Here is a 15,407-nt window from a genome sequence, read left to right as displayed (position 1 = left end):
GGGGTAGTGCCTCCGGCTCCAGGTACGCGTACGCGACGGGGTCCGGCCGGTTTCCGACCGGTCGGCGGCGCTCCGGCTTCAGCGATCACGGCGAAGGGAGGCGGGCAGGACGCGCGAGTGTACGGGACAGACGCGTGCCCGTGCCAACGGATTTTCCGCGCCGGGGGCGCCCACCGGGGACGCCTAAGGGTCGGGGTCCCTCCTGAGTCGTACGCGGATTACTCCCCGGGGCCGATGTGCACGTATCGCCCGAATCGCATCCTGGAGACATGAGTGCAGCGACCTTCACCCCGGCCCCGTCCGGCGCCACCGCGGCGACCGGAGCGCACCACCCGCACCGCGTCGGGAACGCGGTGCGGATGATCAGAGTCTTCGCCGCGGCGGCGTTCAGCGTCGTCGTGCTGGGCGACACCGACAGCTCTCTGTACCGCGAAGCGGGCGTCGTCACACGTCACTGACCCGGGGCTCCGCCCCGGACCCTGCTCCTCGGGCGCCGGAGGGGCTGGGTCTCCTCACCCGAACAGATTGAGCTCGGCCTCCTCGACCCCGGCCAGCTCGTAGCGCGCCCCCGCCAACGGCCGGCCCGCGTACAACCGCACCAGCGTCGCCGCGTCCCCGATGTACCGCGCGGGCGGCGCCTCGCCTCCCACGGCGCCGAGCACGAGCGGCGTGTCGAGGTCGTCCACGTCGGCGTGGAGCGCGACGTGCTCCCGCTCCCGGCTGATCCGGACCAGCAGGTCCAGCGCCGTCGGCAGCCGGTCCCCCGCGTAGGCCCCGGGCTCACCGAGGGCGTCCCGTACGTCCCCGGCATGGACCCACTCCCCCAGGGCGACGCCGTCGAGCGCCCCGCCCGCCCCGGCGATGGCCGCGCCCGCCTCGGTCATCCCGCGCTCCAGCTCGTCCAGCACCTCCTCGTGGGACCAGCCCGCCCGCTCGGCGATGTCGCGGTCGTTGCACTCGGGGCTGAACACACCCGGCTCGAAGCGGCCCACCACGACCCGGGTCAGCGCGGCCGAACAGTGCGCGAGGACATGCCGCACGGTCCATCCCGGACATGCGGTCGGCAGGTCGAAATCGGTGTCGGGCCGACCTCTCAACAGGGGTACCAGGGCGTCCCGTTCAGCCTCCAGGAGCCGCCCAGGCAGCTCGGGGTCGCGTGCGTTGTCCCGTACGGCGTCTGCAGTCATGGCCCCACCGTAGGGGGCTAGGCTCTCGGTATGACGCCGGAGCACGAGGATCCGCAGAACCTGCGCGAGCGCTGGGCCCGCGCCCTGCGGGCGACGACCGAGGCCCCGGGCACCGACCCGTACCCGTACGCGGACAACCTCCTGGCCCGCTGGTCCGAGCCGCAGCGCAAGTACCACACGACCACCCACCTCACGGCGGTCCTCGACCACCTCGACGTACTGGCGGAGCACGCGGCGGATCCGGCGCTGGTACGGCTGGCCGCCTGGTTCCACGACGCCGTGTACCGCCCGGACCGCTCCGAGAACGAGGAGCGCTCCGCGGTGCTGGCCGAGCGCGCCCTGCGCGAGGCGGGACTGCCCGAGGCCCGGGTCGCGGAGGTCGCCCGGCTGGTCCGGCTCACCGTCACCCACGACCCGGCCGACGGCGACACGAACGGCGAGGCCCTGTGCGACGCCGACCTGGCGATCCTGGCCGCGCCGCCGGAGACGTACGCCGCCTACACCAGGGCGGTCCGCGAGGAGTACGCCTTCGTCCCCGACGAGGCGTTCCGCACCGGCCGGGCCGCGGTCCTGCGCCAACTCCTCGAACTGCCCCGGCTGTTCCGCACGCCGTACGGGACGGCGCACTGGGAGTCCGGGGCGCGCGACAACCTCACGACGGAGCTGGCCCTGCTGGCTCCCTGAGAAGAACCTCCGGGAAACGGCGGCCGGGAATGCCACCACCGCAGCCCCGGTTGACCCCTTACATGCCGCCGAATCCCACCACCCGCATGCCCCTCGCCGTCTACATCCTCGGCCTCAGCGTCTTCGCGCTCGGCACGAGCGAGTTCATGCTCTCCGGGCTGCTCCCGGCGGTCGCCGACGACATGGACGTCACGATCCCGCAGGCGGGCCTGCTGATCTCGGCGTTCGCGATCGGCATGGTGGTCGGCGCCCCGCTGCTCGCCGTGGCGACGCTGCGCCTGCCCCGCCGCACCACGCTGATCACCCTCATCTCGCTGTTCGGCCTGGGGCAGGTGGCGGGCGCGCTCGCCCCGTCGTACGCGATCCTGTTCGCCTCGCGGGTCGTCTCGGCGCTCGCCTGCGCCGGTTTCTGGGCGGTGGGCGCGGCGGTCGCCATCGCGATGGTGCCGGTGAACCAGCGGGCCCGCGCGATGGCGGTGATGATCGGCGGCCTGTCGATCGCGAACGTGCTGGGCGTCCCGGCCGGCGCCTTCCTCGGTGACGGGCTCGGCTGGCGCGCGGCGTTCTGGGCGGTGGGCGCGGCCTCGGCGATCGCCCTCGTCGGCATCGTGACGCTCGTCCCGAAGATCCCGCTCCCGGCCGAACGACCGCAGCTGAAGCGCGAGTTGTCGATCTACCGGGACCGTCAGGTGTGGCTGTCCGTCGCCGTCACCGCGCTCGCCGCGGGCGGCGTGTTCTGCGCGTTCAGCTATCTCTCGCCGCTCCTGACGGACGTCGCGGGGCTGCCGGAGGGCTGGGTGCCGCTGGTGCTCGCCCTGTTCGGCATCGGCGCGCTGGTCGGCACGACGGTCGGCGGCCGGATCGCGGACGCGCACCTCTTCGGGGTGCTGCTGACCGGCATCACGGCGTCGACCGTCTTCCTGGCCGCGCTCGCCCTGCTCGGCCACCTGGAGATCGCCGCGGTGGCCCTGTCGTTCCTGCTGGGCCTGTCCGCCTTCTACACGGCCCCGGCACTCAACGCCCGGATGTTCAACGTCGCGGGCGCGGCCCCCACCCTGGCCGGCGCCACCACGACCGCCGCGTTCAACCTCGGCAACACGGGCGGCCCCTGGCTCGGCGGCACGGTCATCGACGCCGGCCTCGGCTACCCGGCCACCGCCTGGGCGGGCGGCGCGATGACGGCGCTGGCGCTGGCGCTGACGGCGGTGTCGCTGCGGCTGCACCGGCGGACGGCGTCGAAGGTGGTGACGGGGTCGTCGGCGGAGAAGTCCGATACCGCTACCGTCCAACCCTCACACACCTGACGAACAAGCCTGTATAGATCTAGAGTTGACCCTCTTCCGGTCATCATCTGGTCATTCGATCCGGTGGGTGACAACGCGGGCAGTGGGACGAGGGGGCACAGTGACAGAGCGCGTGGGCATGTCGGCGGACCCGATCGAGGGCATCGTCGAGGAGCAGACCCTCCCCTTCTGGGTATCGGTCACCGACGACGATGACGATGCCGCCGGGCCAGTCAGCGATTCGATGGGGCTACTGAGCCGTGACCACGACGCCGCGTTGCGTGCCATCCCGCTGGGCCCACTGCGCAAAAACCTCACGGACGTCGTCGACAAGCTACAGGAAGTGTTCAAGGAGGTCGCCGAGCACAGCACGACGTTGCCGCTCGCGGAGGCACAGCTCTCCTTCCAAGTGAGCAAAAGCGGTTCCGTCCAGCTCATCGGCACAGGCCAGGTCCAGGCCACCCGTGGTCTCACCCTGACGTTCAAGATTCCCTCCTGATCCGGCAGGTGCTCGTACATGCCTCAGCACAAGGCGCTCCTCATCGGCGCCTGCGAGTACGACGACCGGCGCATCGCCGATCTCCCTTTCATCAGGGACGACCTGCAGCGGATGAAGGAGGTTCTGCTCGGGCGGGGCTTCCAGTCAGCCGAGATCGTGGAGAGCAAGCGCGGAATCACGCCCAACACGGTGCACGGCCAAGTACGTAGATTCCTGCTGGAGGCACGCCCGGGCGACACCCTGTTCATCCTGCTGAGCGGGCACGGACAGCGTTTCGATGGCAAGGACTATCTGATCCCCGAGGACGCCACGTTCGACGTCCAGCCGTTTGCGGCCAGCTGTATCGAGATCGGCTGGCAGAAGGAGCTCGAGGAATCGCGCGCTGACCGTGTCGTCTTCCTCATCGACGCCTGCCGTGAAGGCTTGTCTCTCGACACCAAAGGGAGCACGGGCCTGCAGCCCTGGTCGCGTCGGAAGATCGCCGACACACTCCGTCGGAGGGTCGCATACGTCTACGCCTGTTCGGCCGGTCAACTTGCATTGTTTGTAAGGGAGTCGGACAGCGCGCTCTCCGGAACCGATGTCGTCACACAGCCGGGTGAGTCCTTCAGCCTGTTCTCCCGCGCTATGTCCGATGTTGTCTCCGAAGCTCCGCATGCACTCCCCTTACAAGAGTTCTTCCAGAACACCCAGCAGAGACTCGACGAACTGCACCGCATCTACGGAAAAGCGGGTTCGCCCCAACAGATCAAGGTGGTCTGCGAATCAGGAACGGGTGAGCAACATTTCCCCTTGCTGCCGGGACCCGCGCTACGCACCGAGACGCACCCTTGGGTTCGTTCGACACTCAAGCACCCCATCTGGCGCCGGACTCCACCGGGAGCCGCAACAGAAGCTGTGCAGGAGCTCAGCGGTGTACTTGCCGAGCGCCTCGCCGCAAGCTACGTCGCAGCCACGGACGCACTGCACGACGACCCATGGCACGACGTCGAGTTGGCCGAGCGCATCCACACCAGGCTCGGATTCCTGACCGGTCTGCTATCCGACAAGGTTCAGTTGTCGGCGTCCGAGGCAGCGCTCACTGTGCTTCTACCGGTCGTGGAGCAGACGTTCTGGGCGCAGGAAGCGGCACGGCGGCGTGGTGTCCTGGATCCGCATAGGGGGGCGCCAGGCCCCGATGTCGACCCGTTCGAGAAGTTCGTCCACCGCTTCCCCCGGCTCAGACGCAGGCTCCGCACCCTGGCGCAGGTCAACGTCCAGAACGGCGCACCGGAGCGGATCCGTTGGTGGCTGTTCCACCGCTGGCTGATTCAGCAGCCTGAGCTGTACTCGGCTGAATACCTCAAGCCTCTCGTCGGAGATGTCATCACCGCCCCGGGACATCCACGCTGGACCTCCGACGCACTCTCCGCTGAACGCCTGATGCAGTTCCTGCAAGCCCACCGCGTGGCTCCTTTCGCGCTGCCCCACGACAGCACTTCGCACAGGAGTTCCGCACTCCCCGAAGAGCACGACGTCATTGCCGCCAGCAGCGATGACGAGCAGGTGGTACACGGCCCTCTGGTCGCAGCTCTCACCAAGGCGGCATACGCCATGGCCATTGATCCGGTCGACCTGCCCGAGATCGTCGTGGAGCACATCGGCATCTACGACAGTGTGGATCTCGACGAACTCCTCAATACCGTCAGAGGTTCCGACTGGCGCACCTCGGGCTCCGGCCGTTCCCTGAACGCCGTGTGCCGACACCCGGCCGTTCAGATCGCGCTGCGTGAGCACGCCGCCCGGGTTGACGCACTGCTGCGGGACATCAACGGCGCGAAGAACCCCGCTCTCGTTCCGCTCACCACTCTGCCGCCGTACGCGGACGGTGGCAGAGTGCGCCTGGGAGGTTCGACGCCGGAAGGGCTCTCGGACGGCATCCGCTTCCAGCTCGCCGAAGACCGGGTCCAAGAACTCCTCATGGGTGAAGAACTCTACGGCGACCGTGAACTGGCGGTTCGGGAGCTGTATCAGAACGCTCTGGACGCGGTGCGCTACGCCGACTGCCGCACTGAGTTCCTGCGCCGTACCGACAGAGCGGACGTGCCCTTCGACGGGCTCATCAAATTCGTCCAAGGGGTGAGCGAGGACGGCCGTCCCTACCTCGAGTGCCAGGACAACGGCATCGGTATGGGAATCACCGAACTGAGCAGTGTGTTCTCTCAGGGTGGTGCCCGTTTCATCGATCTGCCCGAGTACATCGAGGAGAAGGCCGCCTGGGCAGAACTGAGCGATCCGAGGATCGAGCTTCATCCCAATTCGCGTTTCGGTATCGGCGTGCTGAGCTACTTCATGCTCGCCGACGAGATCGTCGTACGTACCTGCCGGATGGGACGTGACGGCCGCCCCGGCCGGCAGCTCCAGGTCACCATCGCAGGTCCCGGAAACCTTTTCCGTGTCGAGGACCTCGGCCTCGGCCAGGAGACCGGCACGACCGTCCGGCTCCTGTTGTCTCAACAGACCAAGCTCATCTCTTGTGTGGAGACGCTGGAACGTCTGTTGTGGGTCGCGCCCTATCGGACAACAGCCAAGCACGGTGCACGTGAGTACGAATGGGCGCCGGGCGAGTTGTCACAGGCGGCCTTAGAGCAGGAATTCGTGGGCCGTACCGGCGGATCGGACACCCCAGTCTTCCTCGCTTCATCCGACCCGGACATCTGGTGGGTCGATCACTGGGGGCAGGTACTGTCGGACGGTCTCCACGCGTCGCCCGACGACAGCCTGTCCGAGCATCCGCCCTACGGCATCATCGTCAATCTGCACGGGCCCGATCAGCCCGAACTGAGTGTGGACCGCAAAAACATCCGCGCCTTCAGCGGCCGACGGGTCAAGGAGCGCATGATCGCAGCCGTCACGTCCCTCTGCGCACCGGGCCAGCCGCTGCCTACTCCTGCCTGGCTTGGCTACGTGAGCGAGTCGGCCTTGGCATTCGCCGACATGGTCGCTACCCACGCGGAGCGCGTGCGGCTACCGTGGCAACTGGGCGGAACGAGTCTGCCGTACAACGCGATCGGATTCTTCCCTCCCGATGTCGATCTACTGCCGGTGGTCACCGGTGAGTACCCCGAGAGCAAACGCAAACACGCCTCCTCCCTTCTGAGCATGATTCCGGAACCCCTGCTGCACTGGCGTCTGCTGTCGCTGTACCGAGCCGGTCTGGGAAGGACTCCCGGTGTGGATCTCACACTTAGCGAACCGGAAGAACGGGACAGTCTCACTGCTCGCCCGTCCGACCTGGCCCTTCTCGCCGACCATTCCGGCAGCTTCCCTGCGTGGAACATACTCGCCGAACGATGGCTAAGGGGTCCTCAAGCGGGAGATCTCTACCGAGGAAAGCCCTCACAGGCTCTCATCGACACCGGTGTGATCAGCGTGGACATTCTGTTCCCGTGGTGGGACCTCGAACAGCCCTGCACGTTTACCGATGTCATGGATCGCGTCGACACGACGGGCCTGCCCGCGGCAGAAGTCGGTGCCCGTCTGACGACCCTCGGCTATCAAGTGGAGCCACTGCTCGGCTGCGCCGCAGCGGCACCCGAGGACGCTCCGCTTCTGCGACCGCTCGGAAACCTCTCCGGCTGGCTCAGTCCGGGAAGTAGCTTGTCCGCTGCTCAAGTGAGTCTGAGCGCGATACTGGCCGGTCTTCCCGCGTCCCGAGCCGCCGCACGCCTACGGGAGCTGGGCTTCACAGTGCCGCGTTGCCCGGACCGCGACACCTGGAGCGACGAGGAGCACGTCGTGCTGAAGGTACTTTGGCAGACGTGCTCCACGCCGCCTGCACCTGAAGACGCAGCTGACGTCCCGCTCGCGCACTTGGTAGCAGCCGCGCACGCCACCGGCTACTCGCTGGCAAGCATCGCTGAACTGCTGGATGGCCTTGGCTTCACCGTCCCCGTGCAATCCGCAGATCAGCTCACCCTTACCGACGACGATCGGGCGCTCCTGTCGTACGAGGAACAGTGCCCCTTCCCCGACCGCATAGTTCCGCTGCAGTATGTTGCAGCGGTGGCCCACCGGAGCAAACGGTCGGCACCCGAAGTGACCGCCAGACTCGGCGAGCTGGGCTTTGAAGTGCCAGCCGTAACGGCGGACGACGTACTGCCCTCGTGGGAGGAGATCGCGTTAACTGGCGCCGGTCTGCAATTGAAGAAAGACAGACCGCTGTACCTCAACGACATCATCCGTCGCCGCAGCGGGGACTCCTCCCTCCAACAGACCGCGTCCCGGCTGACATCTCTCGGGTACACCTGCGCCGTCGCGCCGGAGATCCTTGCCCAGTTGGAAGACGAGGACGACGCGGACTGGCGTCTCCACGCCCGGCTCGCTCGTCTGCCGTCCAGGGGCCCCGTCCCCTCAGCAGCCCTCTACGCAGTCGCCGATCACATCGGACGTCCCTGGCACCCCGAGGGGGTGGCCGAGTCCCTGACAGCCCTCGGATTCGATGTGGCGCGCCCGGATGAGGTCGAGCTGAGGCTGCGCCTGACCCAGTGGGAGCTGGCCCAGTCCTTCAGCCCCAGTGAACCGACGCACTTCACCGGCACTCCCGATGATCCGCCCCTGCCGTTGGCGGCGCTGGTCTCCACAGCGGCCTCGCTGTGCCTGCCCCTGCACGAAGTAGCGTGCAGGGCAAGCGATCTTGGGATGCGCCACGCCGCGGAAAACTGGTTCAGCCGGCGGCCCGAGGGTGCTTCGGCCGCCTCAGCCCCGCGTCCGTGATCCTGCGCACGAGTTCCTTCGAGCCGATCTCGACAGCCCCGGCCCGCACCGCGTCCCCGTAGCGGTGCGAGGGGATGTCGTAGTGATCGCGTTCGAAGGCGCGCGGCGGCACCCCCAACCCCTCGGCGAACAGGTGGAGTTCGGCGAACGAGACATCGCTGACCAGGTGCGACCACATGCGGCCGTGACCGGGCCAGTTCGGCGGGTCGATATAGACCGTCACCCGGTCACCGTGCCCAGCGACCCCACCGCCGCCACCACGACCCCCGCCTCCGAGCACACCCAGTGCGGGTCGGCGCCCAGCTCCGGCTCGACGTCCAGCGCGTGCGGGCCGCCGGTGCCCGCCTCCGGGCCGCACACGGGGCACACCGGCCAGCGTCCGTGCCGCTCCAGGATCCCGTCCTGCACGTCCTGCGCGACGAGCCCGGTGACGAACTCGACGCCCTGCGGCCACTGCTCGACCCACCAGCGGCGCGAGGTGATCGACTCCTCGACGAGCGAGACGACGTCCGCGTCGGCGACGTCGACCGCCTTGAGATCCGCGAGCACGAGCGCGCGGGCCGCGTGCAGGGCCTGCTCCAGGGGGCTGATGGTGTCCATGGATGCCATTGTGCGCCCGGCCGCCGGTTGCGCGTGAGCCGTGTGTGAGCCGCACGACAGAGCCGAAGGACCCTTGACCCGCCACCGTTCCGAAAATATCTTTCAGAACGTGAGCAATGACGTGAAGGAAAGTTTCTCCAGCGACGCGCCGCCGGCCCCCGCGGCCCTCGCGGCCAAGGTGCGCACCCTCGCGCCCTCGATGACCCGCTCCATGCAGCGGGTCGCCGAGGCCGTCGCCGCCGACCCGGCCGGCTGCGCCGCCCTCACGGTCACCGGCCTCGCCGAGCTCACCGGCACGAGCGAGGCGACGGTGGTCCGCACCGCCCGCATCCTCGGCTACCCCGGCTACCGGGACCTGCGCCTCGCGCTCGCCGGGCTCGCCGCCCAGCAGCAGTCGGGCCGCGCCCCCGCCGTCACCGCCGACATCGCCGTCGACGACCCGATCGCCGACGTCGTCGCCAAGCTCGCCTACGACGAACAGCAGACCCTCGCCGACACCGCGGCCGGGCTCGACACCGTGCAGCTCGGCGCCGCCGTGAACGCGCTGGCCGGCGCCCGCCGCGTCGACGTGTACGGCGTCGGCGCCTCCGGCCTCGTCGCCCAGGACCTCGCGCAGAAGCTGCTGCGCATCGGCCAGATCGCCCACGCGCACTCCGACCCGCACCTGGCGATCACGAACGCGGTGACGCTGCGCTCCGGCGACGTCGCCGTCTCCATCACGCACTCCGGCGCCACCGGCGACGTGATCGAGCCGCTGCGGGTCGCCTTCGAGCACGGCGCGACGACCATCGCGATCACCGGCCGCCCCGACGGCCCGGTCTCGCAGTACGCCGACCACATACTGACCACCTCCATCGCCCGCGAGAGCGAGCTGCGCCCGGCCGCGATGTCGTCCCGCACGAGCCAGCTGCTCGTCGTGGACTGCCTGTTCGTGGGTGTCGCGCAGCGCTCGTACGAGACCGCGGCCCCGGCCCTGTCGGCCTCGTACGAGGCGCTCGCGCACCGCCACCGGGCCGCTCCGCGGGGAGCCAGATCATGAACCCGGCGCGCCACTGCCCCGGTCCCTCCCGTCTCCGGTCGGCCGCGGCCCGGTGGGGGCCGGCCGCGCAGTTCCCCGCGCCCCTGAGATGCGCACTGCGTGCGCCATCCGAAGGGGCGCGTGAAGCGCGCCCTCGTGGGGCTGCGGCGAAGCCGCACGCTCCAGGGGCGCGGGGAACTGCGCGAGCAACCCCCACTCGCCGCCCGCCGGCGACGAGACAGCACACGGCAGACGCCACCCCGTGAACCGCCACCCGCACCCGCACCCGCCCCCGCCGCACCGGAAAGAGCCCCCGAACATGACCACCACTGACGCCGCCGACACCACCCCCGCCGCAGAAGGCGACTACAGCGAACTCCGTGCCCAGCTGGCCACCCTCACCACCGAGGCGTTCCGGCCCGAGCTCGCCGAGATCGACCAGCAGTCCACCCTGGAGATCGCGAAGATCATGAACGGCGAGGACGCCTCCGTCCCCACCGCCGTCGCGGCCCAGCTGCCGCGGATCGCCGCCGCGATCGACGGCACCGCCGAGCGCATGGCGCGCGGCGGCCGGCTGATCTACGCGGGCGCCGGCACGGCCGGGCGGCTCGGTGTGCTGGACGCGTCGGAGTGCCCGCCCACCTTCAACACGGACCCGGGCGAGGTCGTCGGCCTGATCGCGGGCGGCCCGTCGGCGATGGTCACCGCGGTCGAGGGCGCCGAGGACTCCAAGGACCTGGCCGCCGAGGACCTGGCCGCGCTGAACCTGACGGAGAACGACGTCGTGGTCGGCATCTCCGCCTCCGGCCGCACCCCGTACGCGATCGGCGCCGTCGAGCACGCGAAGAAGACGTACGGCGCGCTGACCGTCGGCCTGTCCTGCAACGCGGACAGCGCCCTGGCCGCCGCCGCGGACCACGGCATCGAGGTCGTCGTCGGCCCGGAGCTCCTCACCGGCTCCACCCGGCTGAAGGCGGGCACGGCCCAGAAGCTCGTCCTCAACATGCTGTCGACGATCACCATGATCCGGCTCGGCAAGACGTACGGGAACCTCATGGTCGACGTACGCGCGTCGAACGAGAAGCTGCGGGCCCGCTCCCGCCGCATCGTCTCCCTGGCCACCGGCGCCGACGACGACGCCATCGAGGCCGCGCTCGCCGCGACGGACGGCGAGGTGAAGAACGCGATCCTCGTCGTGCTCGGCGAGGTCGACGGGCCGACGGCGGCCCGGCTGCTCGCCGACTCCGACGGCCATCTGCGTGCCGCGCTCGCGGCGGCCGCCCGCACCACCCCCTGACCCCCGTACACCCCCAGCACCACCCGCACAGCAAGGCAGCACGCACCATGGCTGAGAACAAGAACCGCGACGTGGCGGCCTCGATCCTCCCGCTTGTCGGCGGCGCCGCGAACGTCACTTCCGTAGTCCACTGCATGACCCGGCTCCGGCTGGGCCTGGCAGACCGTTCGCTCGTCCAGGACGAGGCGCTGAAGGCACTGCCCGATGTCATGGGCGTGGTCGAGGACGAGACCTACCAGATCGTCCTCGGCCCGGGGAAGGTCGCCCGGGTCACCCCCGAGTTCGAGGCGCTCGTCGAGGAGGGGAAGGCGGCCGCTCCCGAGCCGCACGTGGTCACGGCGGACGAACTGGCCGCCCAGGGCGCCGAGTTGAGGGCGGCGCAGAAGGCGAAGAACGCCACGCCGTTCAAGCTCTTCCTGCGCCGCATCGCCAACATCTTCGTGCCGCTGATCCCGGCCCTGATCGGCTGCGGCATCATCGCCGGCATCAACGGCCTGCTGATCAACCTGGAGTGGCTGCCCGGCATCACCCCGGCCCTCGCCGCGATCGCCTCCGGCTTCATGGCGCTCATCGCCGTCTTCGTCGGCTACAACACGGCGAAGGAGTTCGGCGGCACCCCGATCCTCGGCGGCGCGGTCGCCGCGATCATCGTGTACGCGGGCGTCGCGAACATCTCGGCGTTCGGCCAGAAGCTCTCCCCCGGCCAGGGCGGCGTCCTCGGCGCGCTGGGCGCGGCGGTCCTCGCCGTCTACATCGAGAAGTGGTGCCGCACGTGGGTGCCCGAGGCGATCGACGTCCTGGTCACCCCCACCCTCACGGTCCTGATCTCCGGCCTGGTCACGATCTTCGGCCTGATGTACGTCGCCGGTGAGATCTCCACCGGCATCGGCACGGCGGCCAACTGGCTCCTGGACAACACCGGCGCGTTCGCCGGCCTGGTCCTCGGCGGCCTCTTCCTGCCGCTGGTCATGCTGGGCCTGCACCAGGCCCTCATCCCGATCCACACCACGCTGATCGAGCAGCAGGGCTACACGGTCCTGCTCCCGATCCTGGCGATGGCGGGCGCCGGCCAGGTCGGCTGCGCGATCGCGGTCTTCAAGCGCCTCAAGCACAACAAGTCGATCCGCACCACCATCAAGTCGGCGCTCCCCGCAGGCTTCCTGGGTGTCGGCGAACCCCTCATCTACGGTGTCTCGCTCCCGCTGGGCCGCCCGTTCATCACGGCGTGCGTCGGCGGCGCGGCGGGCGGCGCGTTCATCGGCTTCTTCTCGATGATCGGCGACAAGGTCGGCTCGACGGCCATCGGCCCGTCCGGCTGGGCGCTGTTCCCCCTCCTCGACGGCAACAAGGGTCTGGGCACCACGATCGCCGTCTACGGCGGCGGCCTGCTGGTCGGCTACGTCGTCGGCTTCCTCGCGACGTACTTCTTCGGCTTCAGCAAGCAGATGCTGGTGGAGCTGAACGCGGACTCCCAGGAGACAACCCCGGGCGGGTCCCCGGCGGCCCGCGCCGAGCAGACACCGGCCGGCCCGGCACAGCCGAAGGAACCGGCGAAGATCTGACACCTCGCGTACGAGGAGGGGCGGCATCCCGAGGTCACGGGGTGCCGCCCCTCCTCGTACCCGTCCGCCACCGGGGCCCGGCGGCGGCCTCACACCGCGACGACGGCCCCGTACTCCTTGAACGCCCGTAGGACCAGGGCCAGTTGACGGGGCTCGGCACCGAGCCGTACCTCGCTCCCGTCCGCCCCGTCCGTGAACACGGCGACGTACCAGCCGCGCGACACCGTCTCCCCGTCGCCGGCCCGTACCCGGCGTATCTCCGTCAGCCGCAGCTGCCCGACCGGCACGTCCCGGGCCGCGAACCGGCCCGGCCCGCCGTGCGGCACCACGGCCGCCGGCTGCCCGCCGCCCAGGACGAGGTGCGTGCCGAAACCGTCCGGGTTGTACGCGGTGTCGTCCAGGAAGGCGGCCCGCACGAACACCTCCCGGTCGTCCGGCGGGGGCGGCGCCGCCCCGAAGTCCGCCGGGGCCCACAGCCGCGCCGCCCGCCATATCGGCACGCACAGCGCCCCGGTGACCACGAGACCCACGTACAGGGCGGGCTCCTGCCACAGCGTCGTCGGGCGGAAGTAGCTCAGGGGGATCAGCCAGGCCGCGCTGAGCACCGCCAGCACCACGAACCCCACCGGCGAGGGCCGCACCTCGTCGTGCGGCCGCCGCCGGAACCGGAACCGCAGCGCCGCCACCGCCGCCACGCCCGCCCCGGCGCAGCCGAGCGCCACCACCGCCGCAGCGACCTCGCCGCCGTCCGGCACGGCCAGGTCGGCCGTGTGCCCGGCCCCCGTCACCTGGCGCACCTTCCGCTGCCAGTAGACGAGTTCGACCCGCTGTCCCGGCTGGAAGGCGGCGGCGTCATCGCTGGAGACATTGAGCCGCCCGAACGGCTTGCCGTCCCGGAAGTACAGCCAGCTGTCCCCGCCCGACCTGCTGTGCCCCACCACGGTCCGCCCGACGACGGCGGGCTCCCGGAACCGGCACCCGGCCGACTCCGCGAAGGGCGCACCGGCCCGGCACGGCCCGGCCGCCTTCCAGGCCCGCTCCTCGGCAACCGTCCCCGACACCTTCGTGGCCACCGCCCCCGCAGCGGCCGCCAGCACCACGGCCACCAACAGCAGCCATCCGAATCCCCTCCGCACCACCCGCGCCATCCTGAGCTCCCCCCGCTCCGCTCTTCGCCCGCAACTCCCGTACCAGAATGCCCTCATGGATGATGACCGCGTCTTCATACGCAGCGGTGGGGGCACCAGCCGCTCCGTCCACAACCCGCGCAACCCCATCGGACTGGCCCTGGTCACCGGCTGGCTGCTGTTCGCGGCGCCGACCACTGAGTCACCGCCCGCGGCACCGACACGGGCTTCTGCCTCCACGCCTACGCCCTGAGCAGCCCGAAGACGCGGGGCTACGACGCCCTGGACTTCATCGTCGACGACGGTGTCCGCCCCACCGCCGGCTGAGCGCCGCCGCCCGCCCCGCGCTCCACATGCGACCGCGCCCGCCCTCCCGCATCCTGGCCCCATGGCTGAGAGCACCCTTTCCAAGATCTCCTGGACCGAGTTCCGCCCCGACCAGCGGCGGCTGGCCACCGGCGCCGCGCTGACCGGCATCGGCATGCTCACCGCCGCCGCGGGCATCGGCGTACTGGTCTACGAGCTGGCGCGCGCGGGCCGCACCTGGACCGGCAGCTGGGACGTCCCGCCCGCCGAGCTGGCGCAGCGCGCGTTCCGGCAGGCCCAGACGGCGGCGACGAGCGCGTCCCGGGCGGGCCGTGACGCGTGGGCCAGTTACGAGGAGGGCGCGTCCTGAGGCAGCGTCGTCCCTGAGTCGAAGCCGGGGACCACCGGGAGCACGTGCTCCGCGACCTCGAGGAGCACGGTCCGGTCCGGGTAGCCGCCGCCGTTGCGCCACACCGCCAGCTCGTAGGAGCCGCCGCGGTTCTTCGGGTCGAGCGCCACGGTGAGCGCCTCGGCCGGTACCCCCTGCGTGCTCTCGGCGTCCGAGCCGTCGAGCCGGAAGCGGATGCCCAGGGTCTGCGTCGAGTAGAAGACCGCGGCGCGGCGCAACACCTTCTGCGCGTGCACGTCACGGCCGAGGAACGCCACGGACTCCGCGTCCACCGGCAGCTTGTCGTACGTCGCCGAGAGCGTCACCGTGTACGTCTCGAACTCGATCCGCGCCGACCGGTACGGGATCTTGCTGCTGCCCGAGCCGATCGACCCGTCGCCGCTGCCGCTCGCGCTCTTGGGGACCTCGCCGGGCGTCCCCAGCCAGGTGGCGAGCTCGCTCTGGTTCAGCGCCTTGCACAGCTGGGCCCCGTACACCCGGCCGGCCGCCTTGTCGCCCTTCTCCGGCGCCCCGCCCGAGCAGGCGGCGGCCTCCGGCGCACCGCCCTGGTCGGACGCCGAGTCCCGCGCGATCGCCCAGAACCCCACGGCGAGCGCCCCCACCAGCGCGACGGCCGAGATGGCCTGCCCCCACGCGTTCATGCTCTTCTCCGGCACACCGTCACTGTCGGCCATGTCCCC

The 15,407-nt window shown here is 70.3% G+C and carries 15 protein-coding genes; 10 read left to right on the top strand and 5 right to left on the bottom strand.

What is annotated here, in order from left to right; translation table 11 throughout:
- The first annotated feature begins 269 nt into the window (after nucleotides 1–269).
- A complete protein-coding gene (locus ACQUQD_RS22715; RefSeq protein WP_428953966.1) occupies nucleotides 270–458 on the top strand; it encodes a hypothetical protein in 189 nt (62 codons plus the stop codon).
- 54 nt (nucleotides 459–512) lie between these two features.
- Here the strand turns inward: ACQUQD_RS22715 and ACQUQD_RS22710 are convergent, their stop codons facing one another.
- Nucleotides 513–1,187 carry a maleylpyruvate isomerase family mycothiol-dependent enzyme gene (locus ACQUQD_RS22710; protein WP_428953965.1) on the bottom strand — a complete coding sequence of 225 codons (675 nt, stop codon included), beginning with the start codon at nucleotides 1,185–1,187 and terminating at the stop codon, nucleotides 513–515.
- A 30-nt stretch (nucleotides 1,188–1,217) separates the two neighbouring features.
- Between ACQUQD_RS22710 and ACQUQD_RS22705 the strand changes: the two genes are divergently transcribed.
- The 4 genes from ACQUQD_RS22705 (at nucleotide 1,218) to ACQUQD_RS22690 (ending at nucleotide 8,408) form a co-directional block, all read left to right on the top strand.
- Entirely contained in the window at nucleotides 1,218–1,871 is a 654-nt protein-coding gene (locus ACQUQD_RS22705) for an HD domain-containing protein (protein WP_428953964.1), read from the top strand.
- A gap of 86 nt (nucleotides 1,872–1,957) precedes the next feature.
- Nucleotides 1,958–3,175, top strand: coding sequence for a Cmx/CmrA family chloramphenicol efflux MFS transporter (locus tag ACQUQD_RS22700; protein ID WP_428957630.1), 1,218 nt, complete (start codon nucleotides 1,958–1,960; stop codon nucleotides 3,173–3,175).
- A gap of 100 nt (nucleotides 3,176–3,275) precedes the next feature.
- The gene (locus tag ACQUQD_RS22695; protein WP_428953963.1) at nucleotides 3,276–3,653 is read left to right on the top strand and encodes a Pepco domain-containing protein; all 378 of its coding nucleotides are present in this window, start codon (nucleotides 3,276–3,278) and stop codon (nucleotides 3,651–3,653) included.
- An 18-nt stretch (nucleotides 3,654–3,671) separates the two neighbouring features.
- Nucleotides 3,672–8,408 (top strand): HD domain-containing protein, encoded by a 4,737-nt coding sequence (locus ACQUQD_RS22690; protein WP_428953962.1) that lies wholly within the window; start codon nucleotides 3,672–3,674, stop codon nucleotides 8,406–8,408.
- On the opposite strand, the gene ACQUQD_RS22685 is transcribed toward ACQUQD_RS22690, so the two are convergent.
- The gene (locus ACQUQD_RS22685; protein WP_428953961.1) at nucleotides 8,359–8,631 is read right to left on the bottom strand and encodes a DUF4031 domain-containing protein; all 273 of its coding nucleotides are present in this window, start codon (nucleotides 8,629–8,631) and stop codon (nucleotides 8,359–8,361) included. The two genes, ACQUQD_RS22690 and ACQUQD_RS22685, sit on opposite strands and share 50 nt — an antisense overlap.
- Nucleotides 8,628–9,008: a hypothetical protein gene (locus ACQUQD_RS22680; RefSeq protein ID WP_428953960.1), complete on the bottom strand. Its 381-nt coding sequence runs from the start codon at nucleotides 9,006–9,008 to the stop codon at nucleotides 8,628–8,630. Before ACQUQD_RS22680 ends, ACQUQD_RS22685 begins: the two co-directional genes overlap by 4 nt.
- A 109-nt stretch (nucleotides 9,009–9,117) precedes the next feature.
- On the opposite strand from ACQUQD_RS22680, the gene ACQUQD_RS22675 reads away from it, so the two are divergent.
- The 3 genes from ACQUQD_RS22675 (at nucleotide 9,118) to ACQUQD_RS22665 (ending at nucleotide 12,885) form a co-directional block, all read left to right on the top strand.
- Nucleotides 9,118–10,047: a MurR/RpiR family transcriptional regulator gene (locus tag ACQUQD_RS22675; RefSeq protein ID WP_428953959.1), complete on the top strand. Its 930-nt coding sequence runs from the start codon at nucleotides 9,118–9,120 to the stop codon at nucleotides 10,045–10,047.
- A 298-nt stretch (nucleotides 10,048–10,345) separates the two neighbouring features.
- Nucleotides 10,346–11,323 carry an N-acetylmuramic acid 6-phosphate etherase gene (gene murQ, locus ACQUQD_RS22670; protein ID WP_428953958.1) on the top strand — a complete coding sequence of 326 codons (978 nt, stop codon included), beginning with the start codon at nucleotides 10,346–10,348 and terminating at the stop codon, nucleotides 11,321–11,323.
- A 47-nt stretch (nucleotides 11,324–11,370) separates the two neighbouring features.
- Nucleotides 11,371–12,885, top strand: coding sequence for a PTS transporter subunit EIIC (locus ACQUQD_RS22665; RefSeq protein WP_428953957.1), 1,515 nt, complete (start codon nucleotides 11,371–11,373; stop codon nucleotides 12,883–12,885).
- Between the two features lie 89 nt (nucleotides 12,886–12,974).
- Here ACQUQD_RS22665 and ACQUQD_RS22660 read toward each other — a convergent pair whose 3' ends face one another.
- Complete coding sequence (locus tag ACQUQD_RS22660; RefSeq protein WP_428953956.1) at nucleotides 12,975–14,024, bottom strand: hypothetical protein; 1,050 nt, start codon at nucleotides 14,022–14,024, stop codon at nucleotides 12,975–12,977.
- Nucleotides 14,025–14,088: 64 nt separating this feature from the next.
- Here ACQUQD_RS22660 and ACQUQD_RS22655 point away from each other — a divergent pair, with 64 nt between their 5' ends.
- On the top strand, nucleotides 14,089–14,265 hold the full coding sequence (locus tag ACQUQD_RS22655; RefSeq protein ID WP_428953955.1) for a hypothetical protein: 177 nt from the start codon (nucleotides 14,089–14,091) through the stop codon (nucleotides 14,263–14,265).
- A 135-nt stretch (nucleotides 14,266–14,400) separates the two neighbouring features.
- Nucleotides 14,401–14,688: a hypothetical protein gene (locus tag ACQUQD_RS22650; protein ID WP_428953954.1), complete on the top strand. Its 288-nt coding sequence runs from the start codon at nucleotides 14,401–14,403 to the stop codon at nucleotides 14,686–14,688.
- Here the strand turns inward: ACQUQD_RS22650 and ACQUQD_RS22645 are convergent.
- Nucleotides 14,667–15,401 (bottom strand): DUF6215 domain-containing protein, encoded by a 735-nt coding sequence (locus tag ACQUQD_RS22645; protein WP_428953953.1) that lies wholly within the window; start codon nucleotides 15,399–15,401, stop codon nucleotides 14,667–14,669. The two genes, ACQUQD_RS22650 and ACQUQD_RS22645, sit on opposite strands and share 22 nt — an antisense overlap.
- Nucleotides 15,402–15,407: the final 6 nt, after the last annotated feature.

It is taken from the genome of Streptomyces sp. cg35 (genome assembly GCF_050410835.1).
Lineage (GTDB): Bacteria > Actinomycetota > Actinomycetes > Streptomycetales > Streptomycetaceae > Streptomyces.
Note: the sequence above shows the minus strand (reverse complement) of the source record. Positions and strands in the feature narration are given on the sequence as shown.

Excerpts from the sequence above, each read along its gene's own strand:
- ACQUQD_RS22715 (WP_428953966.1), top strand. The coding sequence starts at position 270 with ATGAGTGCAGCGACCTTCACCCCGGCCCCGTCCGGCGCCACCGCGGCG.
- ACQUQD_RS22710 (WP_428953965.1), bottom strand. The coding sequence starts at position 1,187 with ATGACTGCAGACGCCGTACGGGACAACGCACGCGACCCCGAGCTGCCT.
- ACQUQD_RS22705 (WP_428953964.1), top strand. The coding sequence starts at position 1,218 with ATGACGCCGGAGCACGAGGATCCGCAGAACCTGCGCGAGCGCTGGGCC.
- ACQUQD_RS22700 (WP_428957630.1), top strand. The coding sequence starts at position 1,958 with ATGCCCCTCGCCGTCTACATCCTCGGCCTCAGCGTCTTCGCGCTCGGC.
- ACQUQD_RS22690 (WP_428953962.1), top strand. The coding sequence starts at position 3,672 with ATGCCTCAGCACAAGGCGCTCCTCATCGGCGCCTGCGAGTACGACGAC.
- ACQUQD_RS22680 (WP_428953960.1), bottom strand. The coding sequence starts at position 9,008 with ATGGACACCATCAGCCCCCTGGAGCAGGCCCTGCACGCGGCCCGCGCG.
- murQ (WP_428953958.1), top strand. The coding sequence starts at position 10,346 with ATGACCACCACTGACGCCGCCGACACCACCCCCGCCGCAGAAGGCGAC.
- ACQUQD_RS22665 (WP_428953957.1), top strand. The coding sequence starts at position 11,371 with ATGGCTGAGAACAAGAACCGCGACGTGGCGGCCTCGATCCTCCCGCTT.
- ACQUQD_RS22655 (WP_428953955.1), top strand. The coding sequence starts at position 14,089 with ATGGATGATGACCGCGTCTTCATACGCAGCGGTGGGGGCACCAGCCGC.
- ACQUQD_RS22650 (WP_428953954.1), top strand. The coding sequence starts at position 14,401 with ATGGCTGAGAGCACCCTTTCCAAGATCTCCTGGACCGAGTTCCGCCCC.
- ACQUQD_RS22645 (WP_428953953.1), bottom strand. The coding sequence starts at position 15,401 with ATGGCCGACAGTGACGGTGTGCCGGAGAAGAGCATGAACGCGTGGGGG.